The organism is Pseudomonas sp. S37, from assembly GCF_016658545.1.
Taxonomy (GTDB): Bacteria; Pseudomonadota; Gammaproteobacteria; order Pseudomonadales; family Pseudomonadaceae; genus Aquipseudomonas.
In genome coordinates this window covers 35,852-57,540 of the sequence record NZ_JACVZC010000019.1, presented here as the reverse complement: position 1 = coordinate 57,540, position 21,689 = coordinate 35,852, and the positions used below count along the sequence as shown (strand labels likewise).

The 21,689-nt window shown below is 63.3% G+C and carries 23 protein-coding genes; 18 read left to right on the top strand and 5 right to left on the bottom strand.

Going from position 1 to position 21,689, the window contains the following annotated elements:
- Positions 1-212 precede the first annotated feature (212 nt).
- The 9 genes from IAE39_RS09495 (at position 213) to IAE39_RS09455 (ending at position 9,406) form a co-directional block, all read left to right on the top strand.
- Complete coding sequence (locus IAE39_RS09495; protein WP_201201610.1) at positions 213-665, top strand: MarR family winged helix-turn-helix transcriptional regulator; 453 nt, start codon at positions 213-215, stop codon at positions 663-665.
- Positions 662-2,749, top strand: a complete 2,088-nt coding sequence (locus IAE39_RS09490) for an FUSC family protein (protein WP_201201608.1) — start codon at positions 662-664, stop codon at positions 2,747-2,749. The genes IAE39_RS09495 and IAE39_RS09490 overlap by 4 nt, the downstream gene beginning before the upstream one ends.
- Positions 2,746-2,958: a DUF1656 domain-containing protein gene (locus IAE39_RS09485; RefSeq protein ID WP_201201605.1), complete on the top strand. Its 213-nt coding sequence runs from the start codon at positions 2,746-2,748 to the stop codon at positions 2,956-2,958. Before IAE39_RS09490 ends, IAE39_RS09485 begins: the two co-directional genes overlap by 4 nt.
- Positions 2,955-3,830 carry an efflux RND transporter periplasmic adaptor subunit gene (locus IAE39_RS09480; protein WP_201201603.1) on the top strand — a complete coding sequence of 292 codons (876 nt, stop codon included), beginning with the start codon at positions 2,955-2,957 and terminating at the stop codon, positions 3,828-3,830. The genes IAE39_RS09485 and IAE39_RS09480 overlap by 4 nt, the downstream gene beginning before the upstream one ends.
- Positions 3,827-5,254, top strand: a complete 1,428-nt coding sequence (locus IAE39_RS09475; RefSeq protein ID WP_201201601.1) for an efflux transporter outer membrane subunit — start codon at positions 3,827-3,829, stop codon at positions 5,252-5,254. The genes IAE39_RS09480 and IAE39_RS09475 overlap by 4 nt, the downstream gene beginning before the upstream one ends.
- A gap of 117 nt (positions 5,255-5,371) precedes the next feature.
- Positions 5,372-6,202, top strand: coding sequence for an RHS repeat-associated core domain-containing protein (locus tag IAE39_RS09470; RefSeq protein WP_201201599.1), 831 nt, complete (start codon positions 5,372-5,374; stop codon positions 6,200-6,202).
- A 362-nt stretch (positions 6,203-6,564) separates the two neighbouring features.
- Positions 6,565-6,840 carry a hypothetical protein gene (locus tag IAE39_RS09465; protein ID WP_201201597.1) on the top strand — a complete coding sequence of 92 codons (276 nt, stop codon included), beginning with the start codon at positions 6,565-6,567 and terminating at the stop codon, positions 6,838-6,840.
- Positions 6,837-7,088, top strand: a complete 252-nt coding sequence (locus IAE39_RS09460; RefSeq protein ID WP_201201595.1) for a DUF3077 domain-containing protein — start codon at positions 6,837-6,839, stop codon at positions 7,086-7,088. Before IAE39_RS09465 ends, IAE39_RS09460 begins: the two co-directional genes overlap by 4 nt.
- Before the next feature lie 374 nt (positions 7,089-7,462).
- Positions 7,463-9,406 (top strand): FTR1 family protein, encoded by a 1,944-nt coding sequence (locus IAE39_RS09455; RefSeq protein ID WP_201201593.1) that lies wholly within the window; start codon positions 7,463-7,465, stop codon positions 9,404-9,406.
- Between the two features lie 142 nt (positions 9,407-9,548).
- Here IAE39_RS09455 and IAE39_RS09450 read toward each other — a convergent pair whose 3' ends face one another.
- The gene (locus IAE39_RS09450; RefSeq protein WP_201201591.1) at positions 9,549-9,794 is read right to left on the bottom strand and encodes a TIGR02647 family protein; all 246 of its coding nucleotides are present in this window, start codon (positions 9,792-9,794) and stop codon (positions 9,549-9,551) included.
- 69 nt (positions 9,795-9,863) lie between these two features.
- The gene (locus IAE39_RS09445) at positions 9,864-10,175 is read right to left on the bottom strand and encodes a hypothetical protein (protein ID WP_201201589.1); all 312 of its coding nucleotides are present in this window, start codon (positions 10,173-10,175) and stop codon (positions 9,864-9,866) included.
- Positions 10,176-10,322: 147 nt separating this feature from the next.
- Here IAE39_RS09445 and IAE39_RS09440 point away from each other — a divergent pair, with 147 nt between their 5' ends.
- Positions 10,323-10,985, top strand: coding sequence for a glutathione S-transferase (locus IAE39_RS09440; RefSeq protein WP_201201587.1), 663 nt, complete (start codon positions 10,323-10,325; stop codon positions 10,983-10,985).
- A gap of 125 nt (positions 10,986-11,110) precedes the next feature.
- Here IAE39_RS09440 and argH read toward each other — a convergent pair whose 3' ends face one another.
- Positions 11,111-12,505, bottom strand: coding sequence for an argininosuccinate lyase (gene argH / locus IAE39_RS09435; protein WP_201201585.1), 1,395 nt, complete (start codon positions 12,503-12,505; stop codon positions 11,111-11,113).
- 296 nt (positions 12,506-12,801) lie between these two features.
- Here argH and IAE39_RS09430 point away from each other — a divergent pair, with 296 nt between their 5' ends.
- The 7 genes from IAE39_RS09430 to rsd all read left to right on the top strand — a co-directional run bounded on the left by IAE39_RS09430 (position 12,802) and on the right by rsd (position 19,260).
- Entirely contained in the window at positions 12,802-13,545 is a 744-nt protein-coding gene (locus IAE39_RS09430; protein WP_201201582.1) for a LytR/AlgR family response regulator transcription factor, read from the top strand.
- Between the two features lie 197 nt (positions 13,546-13,742).
- The gene (gene hemC, locus IAE39_RS09425) at positions 13,743-14,684 is read left to right on the top strand and encodes a hydroxymethylbilane synthase (protein ID WP_201201579.1); all 942 of its coding nucleotides are present in this window, start codon (positions 13,743-13,745) and stop codon (positions 14,682-14,684) included.
- On the top strand, positions 14,681-15,448 hold the full coding sequence (locus IAE39_RS29640; RefSeq protein ID WP_328825604.1) for a uroporphyrinogen-III synthase: 768 nt from the start codon (positions 14,681-14,683) through the stop codon (positions 15,446-15,448). Before hemC ends, IAE39_RS29640 begins: the two co-directional genes overlap by 4 nt.
- Before the next feature lie 45 nt (positions 15,449-15,493).
- Positions 15,494-16,594 carry a uroporphyrinogen-III C-methyltransferase gene (locus IAE39_RS29635; RefSeq protein WP_328825603.1) on the top strand — a complete coding sequence of 367 codons (1,101 nt, stop codon included), beginning with the start codon at positions 15,494-15,496 and terminating at the stop codon, positions 16,592-16,594.
- Entirely contained in the window at positions 16,591-17,829 is a 1,239-nt protein-coding gene (locus IAE39_RS09415; protein ID WP_201201577.1) for a heme biosynthesis protein HemY, read from the top strand. Before IAE39_RS29635 ends, IAE39_RS09415 begins: the two co-directional genes overlap by 4 nt.
- A 222-nt stretch (positions 17,830-18,051) precedes the next feature.
- Positions 18,052-18,558, top strand: a complete 507-nt coding sequence (locus IAE39_RS09410) for a disulfide bond formation protein B (RefSeq protein ID WP_201201575.1) — start codon at positions 18,052-18,054, stop codon at positions 18,556-18,558.
- A 231-nt stretch (positions 18,559-18,789) separates the two neighbouring features.
- Positions 18,790-19,260, top strand: a complete 471-nt coding sequence (gene rsd / locus IAE39_RS09405) for a sigma D regulator (RefSeq protein WP_201201570.1) — start codon at positions 18,790-18,792, stop codon at positions 19,258-19,260.
- A gap of 8 nt (positions 19,261-19,268) precedes the next feature.
- Here the strand turns inward: rsd and IAE39_RS09400 are convergent, their stop codons facing one another.
- Entirely contained in the window at positions 19,269-19,907 is a 639-nt protein-coding gene (locus IAE39_RS09400; protein ID WP_201201569.1) for an FKBP-type peptidyl-prolyl cis-trans isomerase, read from the bottom strand.
- 380 nt (positions 19,908-20,287) lie between these two features.
- Here IAE39_RS09400 and IAE39_RS09395 point away from each other — a divergent pair, with 380 nt between their 5' ends.
- The gene (locus IAE39_RS09395; RefSeq protein WP_201201568.1) at positions 20,288-21,214 is read left to right on the top strand and encodes an AlgP family protein; all 927 of its coding nucleotides are present in this window, start codon (positions 20,288-20,290) and stop codon (positions 21,212-21,214) included.
- On the opposite strand, the gene IAE39_RS09390 is transcribed toward IAE39_RS09395, so the two are convergent.
- Entirely contained in the window at positions 21,190-21,672 is a 483-nt protein-coding gene (locus tag IAE39_RS09390) for a TIGR02444 family protein (protein WP_201201566.1), read from the bottom strand. The two genes, IAE39_RS09395 and IAE39_RS09390, sit on opposite strands and share 25 nt — an antisense overlap.
- Positions 21,673-21,689 lie beyond the last annotated feature (17 nt).

Genomic DNA, 21,689 nt, shown 5'->3' with positions numbered 1-21,689 from the left:
TGAACCCGCTCCCACAGGAAAATCACAAACCTCAGAATTTGTGGAGTACCTGTGGGAGCGGGTTCACCCGCGAAGAGGCCCGAACAGGCAGTGCAAAACCCCCAGCATGAACAACAATTCATCCATACCCCCCGTCACCCCCTGTTGACGACAGGGGGTGGGGCAGGCGTATATTGATAGTTAGCAAACTATGAATATCCTTGGTTCCTTCCATGTCCCTTGATCTCCTGCGCCTGCAAGTCAGCAGTGGCATGGTGGTTGCCGCTCGCCATTGGCGGCGCATCTGCCACACCGCCCTGATCAGTTACGGCATCTCCGAGGCCTGCGCCGCGCCGTTGCTGATGATCGTGCGCCTGGGCGACGGCGTGCACCAGGTGGCTGTAGCCCAGGCCGCCGGCCTGGAAAGCCCGTCGCTGGTGCGCCTGCTCGACCAGCTGTGCAAGGCCGGTCTGGTCTGCCGCAGCGAAGACCCACTCGACCGCCGCGCCAAGGCACTGAGCCTGACCGCCGAAGGCCGCGCCCTGGCCGAGGCCATCGAAGCCGAGCTGGTGCGCCTGCGCCGCGATGTGTTGCACGGCATCGACCAGGCCGACCTCGAAGCCGCCTTGCGCGTGCTGCGCGCTTTCGAAGCTGCCGGCCTGGGTAGCGCAGGCGGGGTGGCATGAACGGCTTTTTCAGCTCGGTCCCCCCGGCCCGCGACTGGTTCTACGGCGTGCGCACCTTTGCCGCCTCCATGATTGCCCTGTACATCGCCCTGCTCATGCAGTTGCCGCGCCCCTACTGGGCCATGGCCACGGTGTACATCGTCTCCAGCCCATTCGTCGGCCCGACCAGTTCCAAGGCCGTGTACCGTGCCGTGGGCACCTTGCTCGGTGCCGGCGGGGCGATATTCCTGGTGCCGCCGCTGGTACAGTCGCCGTTGCTGCTGAGCATCGCCATCGCCCTGTGGACCGGCACCTTGCTGTTCCTGTCGCTGAACCTGCGCACGGCCAACAACTACGTGCTGATGCTGGCGGGCTACACCCTGCCGATGATCGCTCTGGCGGTTGTGGATAACCCGCTGGCGGTGTTCGACGTGGCGTCCTCCCGCGCCCAGGAAATCTGCCTGGGCATCGTCTGCGCGGCCGTGGTCGGGGCCATCTTCTGGCCGCGCCGCCTGGCGCCCGTGGTAGTCGGCGCCACCGGCAACTGGTTTACCGAAGCCATTCGCTACAGCGACACTTACCTGGCCCGCGATGTCAGCGCCGACAAGGTCGGCGGCATGCGCGGGGCGATGGTCGCCACCTTCAACTCGCTGGAACTGATGATTGGCCAGCTCGGCCACGAAGGCGCCGGCCCGCATACCCTGAAGAACGCCCGCGAACTGCGCGGGCGGATGATTCACCTCCTGCCGGTGATTGACGCCCTCGACGACGCCCTGGTGGCCCTCGAAGGCCGCGCTCCGGCTCAGTTCACCCAGCTTCAGCCAGTGCTTGAAGCGGCCCGCGAATGGCTCAAGGGCACTGCCGAAAGTGCTTCGGTAGCGCGCTGGACCGCGCTGCACGAACAGATCGACCGCCTTCAGCCCGGCGCTGCCGCTCTCGACCAACGCGCCGAGTTACTGCTTTCCAACGCCTTGTATCGCCTGACCGAGTGGGCTGATCTGTGGCAGGATTGCTGCTCCCTGCAACACGCCCTGCGCACCGATGATGCCAAGCCTTGGCGCGCGGTCTATCGTCACTGGCGCCTGGGCCGCCTGACGGCGTTCTTCGACCGTGGCCTGATGCTGTATTCAGTCGCCTCCACGGTATTGGCAATCGTCGTTGCATGCGGCCTGTGGATCGGCCTGGGCTGGAACGACGGCGCCAGTGCGGTGATCCTTGCCGCCGTCTCGTGCAGCTTCTTTGCCGCCATGGACGACCCGGCGCCGCAGATCTACCGGTTCTTCTTCTGGACGCTGATGTCCGTCATCTTCTCCAGCCTGTACCTGTTCCTGGTGCTGCCCAACCTGCACGACTTCCCGATGTTGGTGCTGGCCTTTGCCGTGCCGTTCATCTGCGTCGGCACCCTGACCGTGCAGCCGCGCTTCTACCTGGGCACCTTGCTGACCATCGTCAACACCTCGACCTTCATCAGTATCCAGGGCGCCTACGACGCCGACTTCTTCACCTTCCTCAACTCCAACCTGGCCGGCCCGGTTGGCCTGCTGTTCGCCTTTATCTGGACCCTGGTGATGCGCCCGTTCGGCGTGGAGCTGGCGGCCAAGCGCATGACCCGCTTCGCCTGGCGCGACATCGTCGAAATGACCGAACCGGCGACCCTGGCCGAACACCGCCAGGTCGGTGTGCAGATGCTCGACCGCCTGATGCAGCACCTGCCACGCCTGTCGCAAACCGGCCAGGACAGCGGCGTGGCCCTGCGCGACCTGCGCGTCGGGCTGAACCTGCTCGACCTGCTGGCATACCTGCCGCGCGCTGGTCAGCAGGCCCGTGAACGGTTGACCACGGTGATCGAGGAAGTCGGCGCCCACTACGCCGCCTGCCTGCGTGCCGGTGAACGCCTGCATGCCCCGGCCGCGTTGTTGCGCAACATGGAGCGTGCACGGCTGGCGCTGAACCTGGACGAGCTGTACGAGCGCGGCGATGCCCGCACCCACCTGCTGCATGCCCTGAGCGGCCTGCGCCTGGCGCTGTTGCCGGGAGTGGAGGTAATGCTCGAACCCGCCGAACAACCCCAACTGCCCCCCGGCCTCGACGGAGCGCCCCTGTGATTGGTGAACTGGATATCAGCGGGGTCTTCCTGCCCACGCTGCTGGTGATGATGTTTGGCACCTACCTGCTGTTCCTCGGGGTACACGCGGTGCTGGTGCGTATGCATTTCTACCGCCTGGTCTGGCACCGGGCGCTGTTCAACGTTGCCCTGTATGCCGTGCTGCTTGGCGCGGTGGACCACTTTTGCCGAAACCTGATGCTGCCATGAAAAAACCTTTGCTGACCTTGGGCCGTGTGGTCCTGACCTTGCTGGTAGTGACCTTCGCCGCCGTGCTCGTGTGGCAGATGGTGGTCTACTACATGTTTGCCCCCTGGACCCGCGACGGCCACATCCGCGCCGACGTGATCCAGATCGCCCCGGATGTGTCCGGGTTGATCCAGAAGGTCGAGGTGCGCGACAACCAGACCGTCAAGCGCGGCGACGTGCTGTTCACCATCGACCAGGACCGCTTCACCCTGGCCCTGCGCCAGGCCAAGGCCACCCTCGGCGAACGCCAGGAAACCCTGGCCCAGGCCACCCGCGAAGCGCAGCGCAACCGCAAGCTGGGCAACCTGGTGGCTGCCGAGCAGTTGGAAGAAAGCCAGTCCCGCGAGGCCCGCGCCCGCTCGGCCGTCAGCGAGGCGCAGGTGGCGGTCGATACTGCTCAGCTCAACCTCGACCGCTCGGTGGTACGTAGCCCGGTGGACGGCTACCTCAATGACCGCGCGCCGCGTAACCACGAATTCGTCACCGCCGGCCGCCCGGTGCTGTCGGTGGTCGACAGCGCCTCGTACCATGTCGACGGCTACTTCGAGGAAACCAAGCTGGGTGGTATCCACATCGGTGATGCCGTGGACATCCGCGTGATGGGCGACAACACCCGCCTGCGTGGCCATGTGCAAAGCTTCGCTGCTGGCATCGAAGACCGCGACCGCAGCAGCGGCGCCAACCTGCTGCCCAACGTCAACCCGGCGTTCAGCTGGGTGCGCCTGGCCCAGCGTATTCCTGTGCGCATCGCCTTCGACGAAGTACCTGAGGACTTCCGCATGATCGCCGGGCGTACCGCCACGGTGTCGATCATCGAGGGCCAGCGCCCATGAAACAGCTGATCCTGGCCGGCCTGTGCCTGTCGCTGGGCGCCTGCATGATGGTCGGCCCCGACTATGAGGTGCCAAAGGACGCGGCGGTGCAACGCAGCGACCTCAACGGCCCGCTGCGCCAGGATGCCGACAGCGTGGTCTCGGCGCCGGTGCCCGAGGACTGGTGGCAGTTGTATCAGGATCAACGGCTGAACGAACTGGTGCGCCAGGCCCTGAGTGCCAACACCGAGCTGCGCGTGGCCGCCGCCAACATTGCCAAGGCCCGCGCCCAGGTCGAAGTGGCTGAATCGCAGGGTGGCTTCAACGGTGGCGTCAAACTCGGTGCCCAGCGCCTGCAAGAGGCCGGTCAGGCATTCCTGCTACCCGAGAAGGTGCCAGTGGCCAACATTGGTGAAGCCATCATCAGCGCTTCTTACCAGTTTGACCTGTGGGGCACCTTCAAGCGCGGCACCGAGGCCGCCAAAGCCAATGCCGACGCTGTACAGGCTGCGGCCGATACTGCCCGCATCACCCTGGTGGCGGACGTGGTCAAGGCTTACACCCAAGTGTGCTCGGCCAACGAGGAATACCACATCGCCCGCGAGTCGCTCGACCTGCAGGAGCAGAGCGTGAAGCTCAACCAGCGCCTGCGTGATGCCGGCCGCGGTGATGAAACCCAGGTTACCCGCTCGCAGACCCAGTTCAAATCGTTGCGTGCCGAACTGCCGCGCTTCAAGGCCGAGCGTGAAACCGGCATGTACACCCTGGCTGCGTTGCTGGCCAAGCCAGTTGACCAGCTGCCTGCCGGCACCGCTGATTGTGCTGAATTGCCGCACTTGAACCAGCTGGTTCCGGTAGGCGATGGCGCGGCCTTGCTCAAGCGCCGCCCGGACGTGCGCCAGGCCGAGCGCCAGTTGGCGGCAGCCACTGCCTACATAGGGGTAGCGACCGGCGCGCTGTACCCGGATATCAGCATCGGTGCCCAGGTGGGTACCATCGGTATCCTCGATGACCTTGGCGACCCGTCGACCAACCGCTGGGGCTTCGGTCCGCAGGTAAGCTGGAGCATCCCCACCAACGGCACCCGTGCGCGCATTCGCATGGCCGAGGCCTCGACTCAGGCAGCGCTGGCGAATTTCGATGGGGTGGTGCTGAACGCTATTCGTGAAACCCAGACCCGCCTGGCGCAGTACAGTGCCCTGCTGGACCGGCGCGATGCGCTGGCCGAGGCGGAGAAATCGGCCAAGGAAGCGGCCGACCAGACGCACCGCTATTACCAGGCCGGGCGTGAGTCGTTCCTGGCGGATTTGCAGGCCACGCGGACCTATACCGACATGCGTGCGCAGCTGGCGGCGGCCAATAGCCAGGTGGCGTTGGGGCAGGTTGGCGTGTTCCTGGCGTTGGGTGGGGGGTGGAAGGCAAGTGCGGATGTGCAGCCACACTGATCCAGTGATGGTCAAAGTCTGCCTGCGGGGGAAGTGATTGCCTTTAACAGTTCTTCCAGTTACCTGGCAGTCTGAAAGTTCGCCATGCTCTGCCTAACTTAACCAGGCAGGTGGAACATGGAGATATCTACTTATGCTGTATCCGGTGGCTCGGTAAAACTCTTTTATCGGCAGAAAGAGTTGGCGACAGAGGTGGGGACGTTGAATGCACGCTCACTTGTGAGTGACGGGCGGGCCAACGTCACGCAGATCAATAGCGGGCAAGAGCCCGACTCGGTCTTGCTGGCGGCGGACTCAAGGCACAGTGTCATTGATGGGCAGGTGGGGCACTATCGTGCGAAGTTAAACTACGCACCCTACGGCTTCACTGCTACCCAGCCTTCCGTGGTGGCAGGTTTCAATGGCCAGCCTCGTGACCTGATGACGGGGTGTTATCTGCTTGGGGCCGGCTATCGGGCTTTCAGCCCTTTGCTGATGCGCTTCAACAGCCCGGACAGTTGGAGCCCGTTCGGCAAGGGCGGGTGGAACAGCTATGCCTATGTGTCGTGTGATCCGGTGAATTTTTTTGATCCGACGGGGCACATGAAACGTTCTCATAGGCCGAAAAAACTGGATTTTTCCAAGCCGAGGCAAACTTTGGTTCGGGCTAGCCCTTCTAGCTCTTCACCAAGTACCGCTAGTACCACATACAGGCTGGAATTACCTCGTGAGAAGGACATAAAGGTTTTGTCGCCTGCTGAAGAGCGCAGTTACAAGACTTTCGTTGAGGCCATTCAAAAGGGGGGGCGTTCACCCATGCAGGCTGCGAGTGAAATGGGGGATTCCAACTTGAAGAAACTGAGCAAGAAACCGGAGATCTGGCAAGTCCGTCTCAGTGGTAGCCAGCGCATGACATTTACAGACGAAAACGGTCTAGTGCGCATTCTTCAGGTTGGGGGGCATACGTAGTAGGCAAATACACCTATGAGGAAAAACGCAGCAGCGATGAATGTGTAAGACATTTCCGAACCTGAAACCAATTGCTTCAGTTTGGATGCTCTGTCGAATTATCCTACAGCACCTGTCGGATGGTGCTGTCTTGGCTGGGAAGTGTTCCCGGACTACTGTCGTGGGGTCGCCTCGCAAGGCGATCGGGATTGAGACCCCCGGTACTCACAGAACGCACCGCTTAATGGTGGTCGTGCGCGGGCAGGCTTTCGCCTGGTCGGGTTTTCCTGTGAGCCCGGGTCTCATCCCTCGCACGACTGCCACCCAATTTCCGTGAGACGAAGAGGATTGCAGTTCATAGATCATTCACCAGGAATGCGATCATGAAAAAACTCATCCACGATTCATCTGTTACCGAATTACTTCTGCTAGACCCACCCGCCATATCGGTAGCCGACCCACTTACCCCCAAAGACTGCGAAGAGCTGATCAGCGCCCTCACCCTGACCATCGACCACACCACCACAGCCCTGCTCGACAATCCTCCTGGCGACATGCGCAATGCCATGGGCATGAATGTTCGATTGCTCTGCCGCCTGATCAATGCCGTGTGCGATCACACACATGCAACCCACCACGATCAAGGAGCGACCCGATGAGCAATGATCCAAGAGACTCTGCAACCGCAGGGGTGGAAACCTTCGACCTGTTCCGCCTGCAGCCCAATGTGCCGTTCAGCCATGCCTTTTCTCAGTTATCGGTATTGCTCGGCTGCATCCGCCACCTGACCACCGAAGCGGAAATGGAAAACGACCGTATTGCCGGCAGTGCTGCGCGGATACTCAGTGAGATGGCCAAGGCGCTGATTGATGATATGGAGCTAGGGCTGAACAAGGTTCTTCAATAGTCTGGGGCCGCTGTGGGAGTGGGTTTACCCGCGAATGCGGTGGTCCCTGCGACAGTGAATGGCCAAGGGTATTGGCCAGCAGGCCCGGCCTATTCGCGGGTAGACCCGCTCCTACACCGGCCTGTGCCACACCAGCGATTTAGATGTGCCAACGATCAATGTAGGAGCGGGTTCACCCGCGAATGCGGTGGAGGCTGCGAAGGTGAATGGCCAGGGGATATTGGCCAGCAGGTCCGGCCTCTTCGCGGGTGAACCCGCACCCACAGCGATCGCGTCCGGTCCTCGCCCAGAACATCCCGTTTCATCAGATTTGTACCAAGATTTTTCATGAAATCCGCCCAGCACCCTTGAGCGATGCAAAGTGGAAGTGAACAATGTTCTCTTTCGCATTCCCTTCGAGACTGGCCATGAAAACCCGTTCCCGTCTGCTTGCCTGGCTGCCGGCATTATTGCTCGGCCCGGTGCTGGCGCTGTGCAGCACTGCGGCATTGGCCGAAGCCCCCGCCGAGGCTACCAAGGCCCTGCACTTGCTGGATTATATTGGTGCCGACTACCCGCCGACCGTGCAGGACGGCAAGGTGATCGACGATGGCGAATACCGCGAGCAGCAGGAATTCAGCACAGTATTGGCCGAACTGGTCAAAGGTCTGCCCTCCAATACCGAGCAAGCTGCCCTGGAACAGGGCATCCAGGCGCTGCGCCAGGCAATCGACCAGCGCCATGAGGGCGCGGCTGTTGCCAAGCAGGCCCGCCAGCTGGGCGCGCGCCTGGCCGTGGCTTACGAGGTCAGCCAGGCCCCGATAATCACCCCGGACCCGGCCCGTGGCGCTTCGCTGTATGCGCAAAACTGCTCGATCTGCCACGGCGACACCGGTGCCGGCGATGGCCCGGCTGGCGTCGGTCTGGAGCCCGCCCCGGCCAACCTGCGCGATGTCGCCCGCCTTGACCAGTTGAGCCTGTTCGACCTCTACAACACCCTGGCGTTGGGCATCGACGGCACCGAGATGCCATCCTTTGCCGACCAACTGGACGACCGCCAGCGCTGGGACGTGGCCGCCTACATCGCCAGCTTCACCGCCAAGCCAGAAGCCGGCAAAGGCGACAAGACCTGGAATATCGCCGACCTGGCTCGCCAGACACCCGCAGAAGTGGCTGCCAACGAGGGGGCAGGGGCCTTGGAGGCGTTCCGCGCCCAGCGTGCCCAGCCGCCTCAGGTCAAACGCGGCCCGGCGCAATTGCTCGAATACACCGCCAGCACCCTGGACAAGAGCCTGGCGGCCTACCGCGCAGGTGACCACGACCAGGCCTACGACCTGTCGGTAGCGGCCTACCTGGAAGGCTTTGAGCTGGTGGAAAGCTCGCTGGACAACATTGACACCCAGGCGCGCAAGGACACCGAAAAGTCGCTGATGGCCTACCGGCAGTCCCTGCAGGACGGCATGCCTGTAGCCCAGGCCGAACAGCGTCTGGCCGAAGCTAAAAGCAAGCTCGACCAGGCCGCCAAGCTACTGGGCAGTGATGGCCTGAGCTGGTCGCTGAGCTACATCTCCGGCTTGCTGATCCTGCTGCGCGAGGGCCTTGAAGCCATTCTGGTATTGGCGGCAATCCTGGCCTTCCTGCGTAACACCGGCCAGCAGTCGGCGGTGCGCAGCGTTAACATCGGCTGGGCGCTGGCACTGGTCGCCGGCTTTGCCACCTGGGCGCTGGCAGCCTATGTGATAGATGTAGGCGGGGCCCAGCGCGAACTGCTCGAAGGCTGCACGGCGCTGTTCGCCGCAGTGATGGTGCTGTGGCTGGGCGTGTGGATGCATGACCGTCGCCACGCCGCGGCATGGAAGGACTACATCAAGAGCAGCCTGGTCAGCGGCGGTGGCCGCTTCGGTTTTGCCGTGCTGGCGTTCTTCTCGGTGTACCGCGAGCTGTTCGAAGTGATCCTGTTCTACGAAACCCTGTGGCTGCAGGCAGGGCCGGCCGGGCACCAGGCGGTGCTGGCCGGTGGCGCCACGGCGCTGGTGCTGCTGGTGGGGTTGGCTTGGGTGATCCTGCGCGGTTCGGCCAAGTTGCCGTTGACGCTGTTCTTCAGCATCAACGCCGCGCTGCTGTGTGCGCTGTCGGTGGTGTTCGCCGGGCATGGCGTGAAGGCGCTGCAAGAAGCCGGGGTGCTGGGCACGCGACCGGTGGCGTTCTTCGAGTTCGATTGGCTGGGGATACATGCCGATGCCTACTCGCTGTCGGCGCAGGCGGTGGCCTTGCTGGCGATCGTGTTCCTGTACGGGCGCTCGCGCCTGGCGGAAAAGCGCAAGGCTACTGCAAACTGACCTAAGTTTGCGCAGTTTTTTGTGGGAGCGGGTTTACCCGCGAATCAGGCGACGCGGTGTATGGCACCGGCTTCGCCGGTGTTCGCGGCTAAAGCCGCTCCCACAGGGACCGCGCAGTATCAAGGGTTGCCCAAGTCGTCACTCAGGCCGGCTGTGGCGCCTTGAGAATGTTCTGCAACAGCTGGACACTTTCGACAGCGTCATGACCCAGGCTGGTCAGGTAGCCGCCATCAGGCTGATCGGTCAGCCCCTTTTCATGCAGGCGTTGCGCGGCCGCGATCAGGGCCGGGGATGCGGTGCTGGTTATCTTGATGCCTTCCTGGCTGCTGTCGTGCTTGAACAGCGCGAGTACTTCCATTTCATCGATCAGATCTTTGGTAAAAGGCATGGCGACTCCTGACTTCCAGACAAGGATTACGGCACTCTCTACGGTGCCTGATCTTCGAGTGTAGCCGGGTTATTCGTCCTCGCCTTGACGCAGCTCAGCAGGCAGCTCAGGCAAAGCACGCAGAGCGCTCTCATACCATTGCAGATTGAACGCCCGTTTTTCCGTCATCATGTTATAGACCTCGACCGCCAGCACCTGACCCATGAGGTTCAGGATGTCCTGACGCTCGTATCCGACCAGAGTCAGCTTGTTGAAGGTGGCTTTAGCCGCAGGTGGATCTCCAGCGTCAATTTGGTTCTGGACGGCTTCGACTAGCGCTCCTCTGGCGAACTCTGAATCGTCGTCGTCATCGTCATAAAGGTCGTCGTCATACTCGCTCATGGCAAATCTCCTTCTTCTGGATGCACAGTGTGCCACGCCTGTGGCGGCAATGCCCGGGCATTGACGGGGTGCATGACGCTGGTCAGGGGCGGGCGATCGGTCTATAAAAGCCCAGCCAACCCCTTACGGCCTGGAGGCTGTTACCTCATGCTCAAGCTTCATGGATTCTCGGTCAGCAACTACTACAACATGGTCAAGCTGGCCCTGTTGGAAAAAGGCCTGCCCTTCGAGGAAGTCGCATTTTATGGCGGCCAGGCGCCACAGGCGCTGGCAGTGAGCCCGCGCGGCAAAGTGCCGGTGCTTGAAACCGAACACGGTTTCCTCAGCGAAACCAGCGTGATCCTCGACTATATCGAACAGACCCAGGGCGGCAAGGCACTGTTGCCGGCCGACCCGTTTGGCCAGGCCAAGGTGCGCGAGCTACTCAAGGAAATCGAGCTATACATCGAGCTGCCGGCACGTACCTGCTACGCCGAGTCGTTCTTTGGCATGTCGGTGGAACCGCTGGTCAAGGAAAAGGCCCGGGCCGATTTGCTGGCCGGCTTTGCCACGCTCAAGCGCAACGGGCGTTTTGCACCGTATGTAGCGGGTGAACAGCTGACCCTGGCAGACCTGATGTTCTGCTTCTCGGTCGACCTGGCCTACGCGGTGGGCAAGAAGGTGCTGAACATCGACTTCCTGGCGGACTTCCCGCAGGCCAAGGCGTTGCTACAGCTGATGGGCGAGAACCCGCACATGGCTCGGATCGTGGCGGAAAAAGAGGCGGCGATGCCGGCCTTCATGGAGATGATTCGTAGCGGCAAGCGCTGAGACCAGTGTTGGGGCCATTCGCGGGTAAACCCGCTCCCACAGGGACTGCTCAGTTTTTGAAACCGGCGCAATACCTGTGGGAGCGGGTTCACCCGCGAACGAGGGCAAAGCCCTCGCAATAGGCCTTAACGCGAAGCCAGCAGCTCCTTGCCACGCACAACCGCAGCCCGCACCTGCGCCGGCGCCGTACCACCAATGTGGTCACGCGCATTCACCGACCCTTCCAGGGTCAGCACGGTAAACACGTCCTGTTCGATCTGGTCGCTGAACTGGCGCAGTTCGTCCAGGCTCATCTCGGCCAGGTCCTTGCCGGTGTCCACGCCGTACTTCACCGCATGGCCAACGATCTCGTGGCAGTCACGGAACGGCAGGCCACGGCGTACCAGGTAGTCGGCCAGGTCGGTAGCGGTGGAGAAACCACGCAGGGCCGCTTCACGCATGATGGCGTGCTTGGGCTTGATCGCCGGGATCATGTCGGCAAAGGCTCGCAGCGAGTCGCGCAGGGTGTCGGCGGCGTCGAACAGCGGCTCCTTGTCTTCCTGGTTGTCCTTGTTGTAGGCCAGCGGCTGGCCCTTCATCAGGGTCAGCAGGCCGGTCAGGGCGCCGAATACACGGCCGGTCTTGCCACGTACCAGTTCTGGCACGTCGGGGTTCTTTTTCTGCGGCATGATCGAGCTACCCGTGCAGAAGCGGTCGGGCAGGTCGATGAACTGGAACTGCGCGCTGGTCCACAGCACCAGCTCTTCGGAGAAGCGCGACAGGTGCATCATCGCCACGCTGGCCGCTGCGCAGAATTCGATGGCGAAGTCGCGGTCCGACACGCCGTCCAGCGAGTTGCCGCCCACGGCCTCGAAGCCCAGCAGCTTGCAGGTGAGTTCGCGGTCGATCGGGTAGGTGGTGCCGGCCAGCGCGGCGCTGCCCAGCGGCATGCGGTTGGTGCGCTTGCGGCAGTCGACCAGGCGCTCGTAGTCGCGGCTGAGCATTTCGAACCAGGCCAGCAGGTGGTGGCCGAAGGTGACCGGCTGCGCGGTCTGCAGGTGGGTGAAGCCGGGCATGATGGTTTCGGCTTCACGCTCGGCCTGCTCCAGCAGGCCCTGCTGCAGACGGGTGATTTCGGCCAGGATCAGGTCGATCTCGTCGCGCAGCCACAGGCGGATGTCGGTGGCTACCTGGTCGTTGCGGCTACGGCCGGTGTGCAGCTTCTTGCCGGTGATGCCGATGCGGTCGGTCAGGCGTGCTTCGATGTTCATGTGCACGTCTTCGAGGTCGACGCGCCAGTCGAAGTTGCCGGCCTCGATTTCACCCTGGATGGTCTTCAGGCCATCGATGATGGTGTCGCGCTCGGCATCGCTGAGCACGCCGACCTGCGCCAGCATGGTGGCATGGGCGATCGAACCCATGATGTCGTGGCGGTACAGGCGCTTGTCGAAGTCGACCGAGGCGGTGAAACGGGCGACGAAGGCGTCGACGGGCTCACTGAAGCGGCCGCCCCAGGACTGATTGGTCTTGTCGGTGCTCATGGATTCACTCATTGCAGGCGTGAACGAAAAAGTGGCGCCGATGATAGCAGGGTTGGGCTGGCTGCCGCAGGGCGCCGGTCGAGAGAAATGCCCGGAAAATGGCAGTGAAGGATTTTAAGGAATGAACGGCAGTGTTCCACGGACCGTCTACAGTTGGACAGAGGACTGGCAGTGAATCTGCCAGCCGAGTGAATCTTTGGCCATCGCACCGGTCTAGAGCGTGACCGCAGTGTCGCTCGAACCACACCTGTCTACGCTATACCTGTGCGAGACTCATTCAGGAATCCAGCGCAATTATGAATGTCCTGATCGTTGATGACGAACCCCAAGGCCGCGAACGCCTCAGCCGGCTGCTCGGCGAACTGGAGGGTTACACCGTACTGGAGCCCAGCGCCACCAACGGCGAAGAGGCCCTGACGCTGATCGAAAGCCTCAAGCCCGATGTGGTCCTGCTGGACATCGGCATGCCAGGCCTGGATGGCCTGCAGGTTGCTGCTCGCCTGTGCGAGCGCGAGGCGCCGCCGGCGGTGGTGTTTTGCACCGGGGATGATGAATACGGTGCCGAGGCATTCAAGGACAGTACCCTCAGCCATGTGACCAAACCGATCCAGGCCCAGGCGTTGCGCGATGCCTTGCGCAAGGCCGAAAAACCCAACCGCGCCCAGTTGGCGGCGCTGACCCGGCCGGCCAATGAAGGTGGCGGCCCACGCAGCCATATCAGTGCCCGCACGCGCAAAGGCATCGAGTTGATCCCTTTGCCCCAGGTGATCTATTTCATTGCCGACCACAAATATGTGACCTTGCGCCACGAAACAGGCGAAGTGCTGCTCGACGAGCCACTCAAGGCCCTGGAAGACGAATTTGGCGAACGCTTTGTGCGTATCCACCGCAATGCGCTAGTCGCCCGTGAACGTATCGAGCGCCTGCAGCGCACCCCGCTGGGGCACTTTCAGCTGTACCTGAAAGGCCTGGACGGCGATGCCCTGACCGTCAGCCGGCGCCATGTGGCCGGCGTGCGCAAGATGATGCAGACCCTCTGACAATGCGCCCGCATGGCAAGGGCTGCGCCCTTGTTCGCGGCTGAAGCCGCTCCCACAGGTAAAGTACCGCTCTGAAGGCAGTGGTAAACCTGTGGGAGCGGCTTTAGCCGCGAAGGGGCCCTCAACTGATCCACATCTGCTAGCGATCCCGGCGATGCTGTTATCATCGACAGCATTTCTCTGGATCGGGTCGTTCCATGTCCACTCGCGAAATCCGCATTGCCACCCGTAAAAGTGCCTTGGCCCTGTGGCAGGCCGAATACGTCAAAGCCCGCCTCGAGCAGGCCCACCCCGGTCTGCTGGTGACCCTGGTGCCCATGGTCAGCCGCGGCGACAAGCTGCTTGACGCGCCGCTGGCAAAAATCGGCGGCAAGGGCCTGTTCGTCAAGGAACTGGAAACTGCCTTGCTGGACAACGAAGCCGACATCGCCGTGCATTCGATGAAGGACGTGCCCATGGACTTCCCTGAAGGCCTGGGCCTTTACTGCATCTGCGAGCGCGAAGACCCGCGCGATGCCTTCGTCTCCAATACCTTCGCCAGCCTCGAAGCGCTGCCTGCCGGCAGCATCGTCGGCACCTCCAGCCTGCGCCGCCAGGCCCAGCTGCTGGCGCGCCGCCCGGACCTGCAAATCCGCTTCCTGCGCGGCAACGTCAACACCCGCCTGGCCAAGCTCGATGCCGGCGAGTACGACGCCATCATCCTCGCCGCCGCCGGCCTGATTCGCCTGGGCTTCGAAGACCGCATCACCGCCACCATCAGCGTTGATGACAGCCTGCCGGCGGGTGGGCAGGGCGCGGTGGGTATCGAGTGTCGCAGCGCCGACCATGAAATCCATGCCCTGCTGGCGCCGCTGCACCACACCGACACCGCCGACCGGGTAGTGGCCGAGCGCGCCCTGAACAAACGCCTGAATGGCGGCTGCCAGGTGCCGATCGCCTGCTACGCGGTGCTTGACGGCGACCAGCTGTGGTTGCGCGGCCTGGTCGGCCAACCGAGCGGCGGCACCCTGCTGGTGGCCGATGCCCGCGCACCCCGTGCGGCTGCAGAGGCGCTGGGCGTGCAGGTGGCTGAAGACCTGCTGGGGCAGGGCGCTGAGGCCATCCTCAAGGAAGTCTATGGCGAGGCCGGCCACCCGTGAGCCAATGGCGCCTGTTGCTGACCCGGCCCGCCGAGGACTGCGCGGCGCTGGCGCAAAGCCTGGCGGCAGCGGGGGTGGCCAGCAGTTGCTTGCCGCTGCTGGAAATTGCACCCGTTGGCCTCGAAGCGCGGCAGCAAGTGTTGCTGCAAGGGCTCAACAGCTTCCAGGCAATCATCGTGGTCAGCAAACCGGCCGCCCGCTTGTTGCTGGAACAACTGGCCCAAGCCCGCCTGCAGCCGCCTGGGCAAGGCTGGTTCACCGTAGGTGAGGCCACTGCTGCCGTGTTGCAGGACGCGGGCCTCGAAGTAAGCTGCCCACCGCGTGGTGATGACAGCGAAGCCTTGCTGGTGCTGCCGGCCCTGCGCCAGGCTGTTGCCGTGCCGGCACCGCGGGTGTTGATCGTGCGCGGCGTCGGAGGTCGCGAACTGCTGGCAGAGCGTCTTGCAGAGCAAGGTGCTAGTGTCGATTATCTGGAACTGTATCGTCGCTGCCTGCCGGCTTACCCGGCGGGCACGCTGATGCGCCGCATCGAAGCGGAACGCCTCAATGGCCTGGTGGTCAGCAGTGGGCAGGGTCTGGAACATTTGCAGCAGCTGGCGGGCGCCGATTGGCCGCAGCTGGCCCGGCTGCCGCTGTTCGTACCCAGCCCGCGGGTCGCCGACCAGGCCAGGGCCGCCGGGGCCCAACAGGTTGTGGATTGCCGTGGCGCCAGTGCCACGGCCTTGCTGGTAGCTGTGCAGCGTAGCGCTGCACCTGCCTCTTAAGGCGCTAAGCTGAACGCGATGCGCCCCCATGCAAAGGATGGATACGTGAGCGAGACTGTCTTGTCCAATAACGATCAGCCGTCGGCACAGGCGCCGGCGGACCCCGTTACCACCCCACCTGCCAAGCGCTCCGGCAGTGGCCTGGCAGCATTGGCCTTGCTGCTCGGCGCAGCCGGGGTGGCGGTAGGGGGCTGGGGTGTCTGGCAGGTGCGTCAACTGCAAGGCAGCGAGTTCAACCAGGGCCAGCACATCGAGGCGCTGAACCAGCGTGCCGAGGCCCTGCAGCAGCGCGAACAGCAGATCAGCGCGCAATTGGCCAGCCTGCCGGCGGCCAGCGAGCTGGAAGACCGCCGCCGGCTGGTGGCGCAATTGCAGGGCGACCAGCAGCGCCTCAGCCAGCGCCTGGAAACCGCGCTGGGTGAAAGCCGTAAGGAATGGCGCCTGGCCGAAGCCGAGCACCTGTTGCGCCTGGCCACCCTGCGCCTGTCGGCCTTGCAGGACATCACCAGTGCCAAGGCGCTGGTCGAAGGCGCCGACGAGATCCTGCGCGAGCAGAGTGACCCGGGTGCCTTTGCCGCCCGTGAGCAGCTGGCGCGCAGCCTGGCCACGCTCAACAGCACCCAGCAACCCGACCGTACCGGCCTGTTCCTGAAACTGGCTGCACAGCGCGAACTGGTCCAGCAGCTGAGCGCCCAGTCGCCTGAGTTCGACAGCAATGCCGATGCCCTCGGCGCGCTGACGGCTGACGGTGATGGGGCCAGCCGCCTGTCGCAGTGGTGGGCCGAGATTTCCAAGTACTTCCAGATCGACTTCAACGCCGATGACAACGTGCGTCCGCTGCTGGCCGGGCAGCAACTGAACCAGCTGCGCCTGGCCCTGAGCCTGACCATCGAGCAGGCCCAGTGGGCGGCGCTCAACGGCGATGCCAAGGTCTACACCCAGGCGCTGGACGATGCCCGCAGCGTGTTGCTGGCCAACTTCAACGCCGACAACCCGCAAAGCAAGGCCATGCTCGACAGCCTCAATGCGCTGGCCGAGCAGCCGGTGTCGGTAGTAACGCCCGACCTCAGCGAAAGCCTGGCGGCCGTGCAGGCCTACATCCAGCGCCGTCATCTGCCGGCCGAGGCTGAAGGGGGCAAGCCATGAAGCGTGTCTACCTGTTGGCCGTACTGGCCATTGTGGTCGCCGCGGCGTTGGGTATCGCAGTCGCCAAGCACAGCGGCTACGTGCTGATTTCCTATGGTGGCTTCCGCTATCAGTCGGGGCTGTGGGCAGCCCTTGGCGGGCTGCTGGCGGTCGTCCTGCTGCTGTGGTTGCTGCGCTACCTGGTTGGCTTGGTGCTGACCTCCAGTGGTGTGGTCAACCCGTGGTCGCGGCGCAACCGCAGCCGGCGCATCCGGCTGGCCATCGAACAGGGCCAGCTCGACCTCGCCGAGGGCCGCTGGGCCAGTGCCCAGCGCCACCTGCACCGCGCCGCCGAGGCCGAGCGCCAGCCGCTGCTGTACTACCTCGGTGCTGCGCGAGCTGCCAACGAGCAGGGCCGTACCGAAGACAGTGACAATTTGCTCGAGCGCGCCTTGGAGCGTCAGCCGCAGGCAGAACTGGCCATCGCACTGACGCATGCCCAGCTGCAGATGGACCGTGGCGAAAGCGACGGAGCCCTGGAAACGCTGCTGGCCATGCAGGAGCGTCACCCGCATAACAGCCAAGTGCTGCGGCTGCTGCAGCGCCTGTACCTGGAGCGCGGTGATTGGTCAGCCCTGATCCGCCTGCTGCCTGACCTGCGCAAGGGCAAGGTGCTACCGGTCGCCGAGCTGGCTGCCCTGGAGCAGCGTGCCTGGGGCCAGAACCTGAGCCTGGCCACCACCCGTGGCGAGGATGCGCAAAGCGCCCGCCAGGCATTGGAACGCGCCTGGCAGCAGCTGACCGCTGCCCAGCGCCAAGAGCCGCAACTGGTGCTGGCCTACGCTGAGCAGTTGCGTCAGGTGGGCGCGCAGAGCGAGGCCGAGCAAGTCCTGCGCACGGCCCTTAAACGTGACTACGAAAGCCACTTGGCCCGCCTGTACGGACTGGTGCGCGGCGATGACCCGGCCCGCCAACTGCAAACCGCCGAAGGCTGGCTCAAGGCTCACCCGCAAGACGCCAGCCTGCTGTTGACCCTGGGCCGCCTGAGCCTGCAGAACCGCCTGTGGGGCAAGGCGCGTGACTACCTGGAAAGCAGCCTGCGCATGGAGCGCAACCCCGAGGCCTGTGCCGAACTGGCCCGCCTGCTCGCCGGCCTGGGCGAGACCGAGCGCAGCAACCAACTGTTCCAGGAGGGCCTTGGCCTGCTGGACGAACGCCTGCTGGCCCTGCCCCTGCCAGAAGGCGAGCGCGCCTGACCGACCCCAAAGCCCGCGCCAAGGTGCGGGCTTTGGGGGCTGGTAATTTATCTAGCGTTGCACGTTAGATCTGCACGCCATTTCTTCAGTCGCCTCCTACTGGGGCAGTGGAAATTTCCTACGCGTTTCAGCGACTTGTCGTTGCTGTCGTGCCTTGAAACAAAGCGCGTCTTTCCTCTACCGTTTCAAGCCACTACCTCTTCCCCGGGACCTCCACCGCCCATGCTGCCGGCCCGTTTACGCACCTTTTTCCTTCCTGCTTGCCTGGCCGCACTGGCAGTACTGGCTGCGTCCTTCCATCTTGAAAGCATCCTCAGGCTGGTGCCATGCCCCTTGTGCTTCAGCCAGCGTTTGCTGCTTGCCTTGTACGCGCTGCTGAGCCTGGCCGCTGTGCTGCAGGCGCCAGGTGCACGGGGCATTCGGCGTTACGCATGGGCGACGTTGGCTTGCGCATTGGGCGGGGCGTTGCTGGCAGCGCGGCATGTCTGGCTGCAAGGCGCTGGCAGGGCTGTTCATGTATGCCCGATGCCGATCGGGCGGGTGTTCGAGCAGGCCTGGGGCGAGGCAGCCCGGCAGCTGTTGCTCGGTGGCCCGGACTGCAGCTCGCTGACCTGGAGCTTTCTAGACCTGACCTTGCCTGAGTGGAGCCTGCTGGCATTCCTGCTGTTGGCGGTGCTGCCCTTGAGTTGCCTGCTGGCGTATCGTTTCCGCAGCCTGGCAAGAACATGACCGGGCGCAAGGTTGCACCATCAGCGCGACCAATGGCGGTGTAACAGGGTATTAAACACTTGTATGAACTTTGTACGCTGCGTACCTTGAAGGGCAGCACGCGCGGGAATAATCTCGCAGCACGTATTCCGAAAACACAACTGCTCGATGCCGTCCTGCTGATGTCACCTTTGTGCTGCGCGGTCGTGGTGCGAGGTGCAGCGGCATCTACCCAGAAGGGAAGAGATCGCCATGCTCGATAGTTGTCAGAACGCTCAGGAACGCTGGGGTGGGGTTCACAAGCTGATCGACCGTTGGCTGGAGGAGCGCCAGGAACTGGTGCAGGCTTTCCGCGCATTGCGCGATGTAAAGCTGGCCTTTGCCGACAAAGACACGAACGGGGATTTTTGCGGCCTGCTTGTCGACTATTGTTCGGCGTGGCATTTCGAGGTCTGTGAACAGTTGGTCAGTGAGGCCAAGGCTTTCGATGACGAGAAAGCGCTGAAACTGGCCGAAGAGATCAACCCACGGATCAACGACATCACCCAGATCGCGCTGGCCTTCAATGACCATTGCGCGAAAGGCGAGTGCAAGGACACCGAACGCTTCGCTGAAAAGCTGGGCAAGCTGGGTGGCCTGCTGCACGAGCGCTTCGAACTGGAAGACTGCCTGATCGAAGTGCTGCACAACGCGCACAAGGAAGAGGGCGCGGTCCAGGCCTGAGGTTGGCGTCAGTCGCCAACTGCCAGCAGTTCGATCTCGAACACCAAGGGTGTATAGGGTGCAATCAGGTCACCCGCGCCGTCGGCGCCATAGGCTTGTGCCGACGGAATCACCAGGCGCCATCTGGCGCCAGCGTGCATTTGCGGCAAGGCCACCTGCCAACCTTCGATCACCGAGTCCAGGCTGAACCACTGCGGCGTCTGGTTCTGGTCGAACACCGAACCATCCGGCAACCTGCCCACGTAGCGCACCTGCACCTTGCCGCCGGCTTTCGGTTGCGCGCCCGTGCCTGCTTGCAGTTCGCTGTAGAGCACGCCTTCCGGTAATTCATGCACCCCATAGCGCCCGCGCTCATTGGCCATGAAGCGCTTTTCGGCCGCCTGCTGTTTCTGCGTCTCGGCATCGCCCTCCCGTGCCTCATGCTGCTGCAGCACGGCCTGCATGCGCGCCTTGTCCAGCTTCAGCGGCTGCCCTTGGTAGGACTGGCGCAAGCCTTCGACCAGCGCGTCCAGTTGCAGGCCTGGCATGTCCTGGCGCAGCCGCTCACCCAGGCTGGCGCCGAGGCTGTAGGCGAGGTCGTGTTCATCACTGTCGGCCAGGGCGAGGGGTGCCAACAGGCATAAACCTAAAACAAGATATCGAGGCATGGTCTGTTCCTGCGCCAATGAGCGGGGAAGTATGCCAGCGTTAGATTATCTATGGTGTGCTCGCGGTCCTTGTAGGAGCGGCCTTGTGTCGCGATGGGCTGCGAAGCAGCCCCATCAATATTTGCGTAGACGCTGAAATCCCGGGGCTGCTTCGCAGCCCATCGCGACACAAGGCCGCTCCTACAAGGGATGTGCTGCAAGTCAGGCAATTGCCAAATATCAGCAATGATTTATTCAGCAACTACACTTGCACGGAGCTGCAAGATAACAACTTTGCCCAGGCATGCAACGCGGCGTAAATATTACTGTCAACATGCCCTAGCGGCGGTAGCAGCAGAAGCATAGTATGAGCCGCAATCTCGTCAGTCAGGAGGTAAACCATGTCGGCCAAAAAGAAGCCAGTAAGTACGCCGTTACACCTGCTCCAGCAACTTTCGGGCAGCCTGCTCGAACACTTGGAAGAAGCCTGCTCGCAAGCGCTGGCTGATGCGGAAAAACTGTTGGCCAAGTTGGAAAAGCAGCGCGGCAAGGCACAGGAAAAACTGCACAACGGGCGCCTGAAACTGCAAGACGCTGCCAAGGCCGGTAAAGCCAAGGCGCAAACCAAGGCGCAAAAAGGCATTGGCGAACTTGAAGAACTGCTCGACTCCCTCAAGGAACGTCAAACCCAGACCCGCGCATACATTCAGCAACTCAAGCGTGATGCCCAGGACAGCCTCAAGCTGGCCCAAGGTGTAGGCAAGGTTCGCGAAGCTGCCGTCAAGGCGCTTGACCTGCGTGCAGCCAAAACGGCCAAACCCACTGCCGCGAAACCTGCAGCCAAGCCAGCTGCCAGGACCTCTGCCGCTGCCAAACCTGCAGCGAAACCAGCCGCCAAAGCCGCTGCTGCCAAACCTGCGGCCAAGCCAGCTGCCAAAGCCACCGCTGCAGCCAAGCCAGCGGCGAAACCAGCTGCCAGAGCCTCCGCTGCTGCCAAACCAGCGGCGAAACCAGCTGCCAGAGCCACCGCTGCAGCCAAGCCTGCAGCGAAACCAGCTGCCAGAACCGCTGCTGCAGCCAAGCCAGCGGCGAAGCCAGCAGCCAAAGCCACTGCTGCAGCCAAACCAGCTGCCGCCAAGGCCCCAGCCCGCACCGCCGCCAAACCAGCAGCCGCCAAGCCCGTTGCCAGCAAGCCAGCCGAAACCAAGCCGGCTACGCCTGCCGCCAGCACTCCGGCTGCCGCAACCAACTCGGCCTCTCAGGCCGCTGCGGTAGCACCGTCGGCAGCCGCCAGCACCCCGGCTCAGGCGCCGTCTTCGGCGTCCTGAGGCGCAGCCGCCGCGACGCGCAACTTTACCAACGCGTCGTGATGCCGAGCCTGGTCCGGCGCCAGCCGGGCCAGCCAGTCGCCCGTGGGCTCACGCGAGTCCGCGGGCCACTGCAGCGCCTGCACCTGCAAGCGTGCCAGCAAGGCCTTTTCGGCCTGCAACTCCAACCCCTTCACCTGTTCACGCAACAGCGCCAGCTGCGCATCACCCTGCGCTGCCGTTCGCCATTGCTGGCGCAGGCTGCGTAGCGGGGCGACCACGTCACGTTGCCAGGGCCCGGCAACTTCTCTCAATGCCTGCGCACGCTCGTCCAGCACGGCAATGCCACGTGCCTGCAGCCAGGTTGCGCACAGCAGCAGGCAGACATCGCCACCCAGCGCCTGCAGGTCGAGGCAGGCGGCTTCCACGCCGGGCCTGGCGTACAGGGCCAGGGCGTGATTCCACAGGTCGGTGTGCATGGTTCCACTCGCGCTAT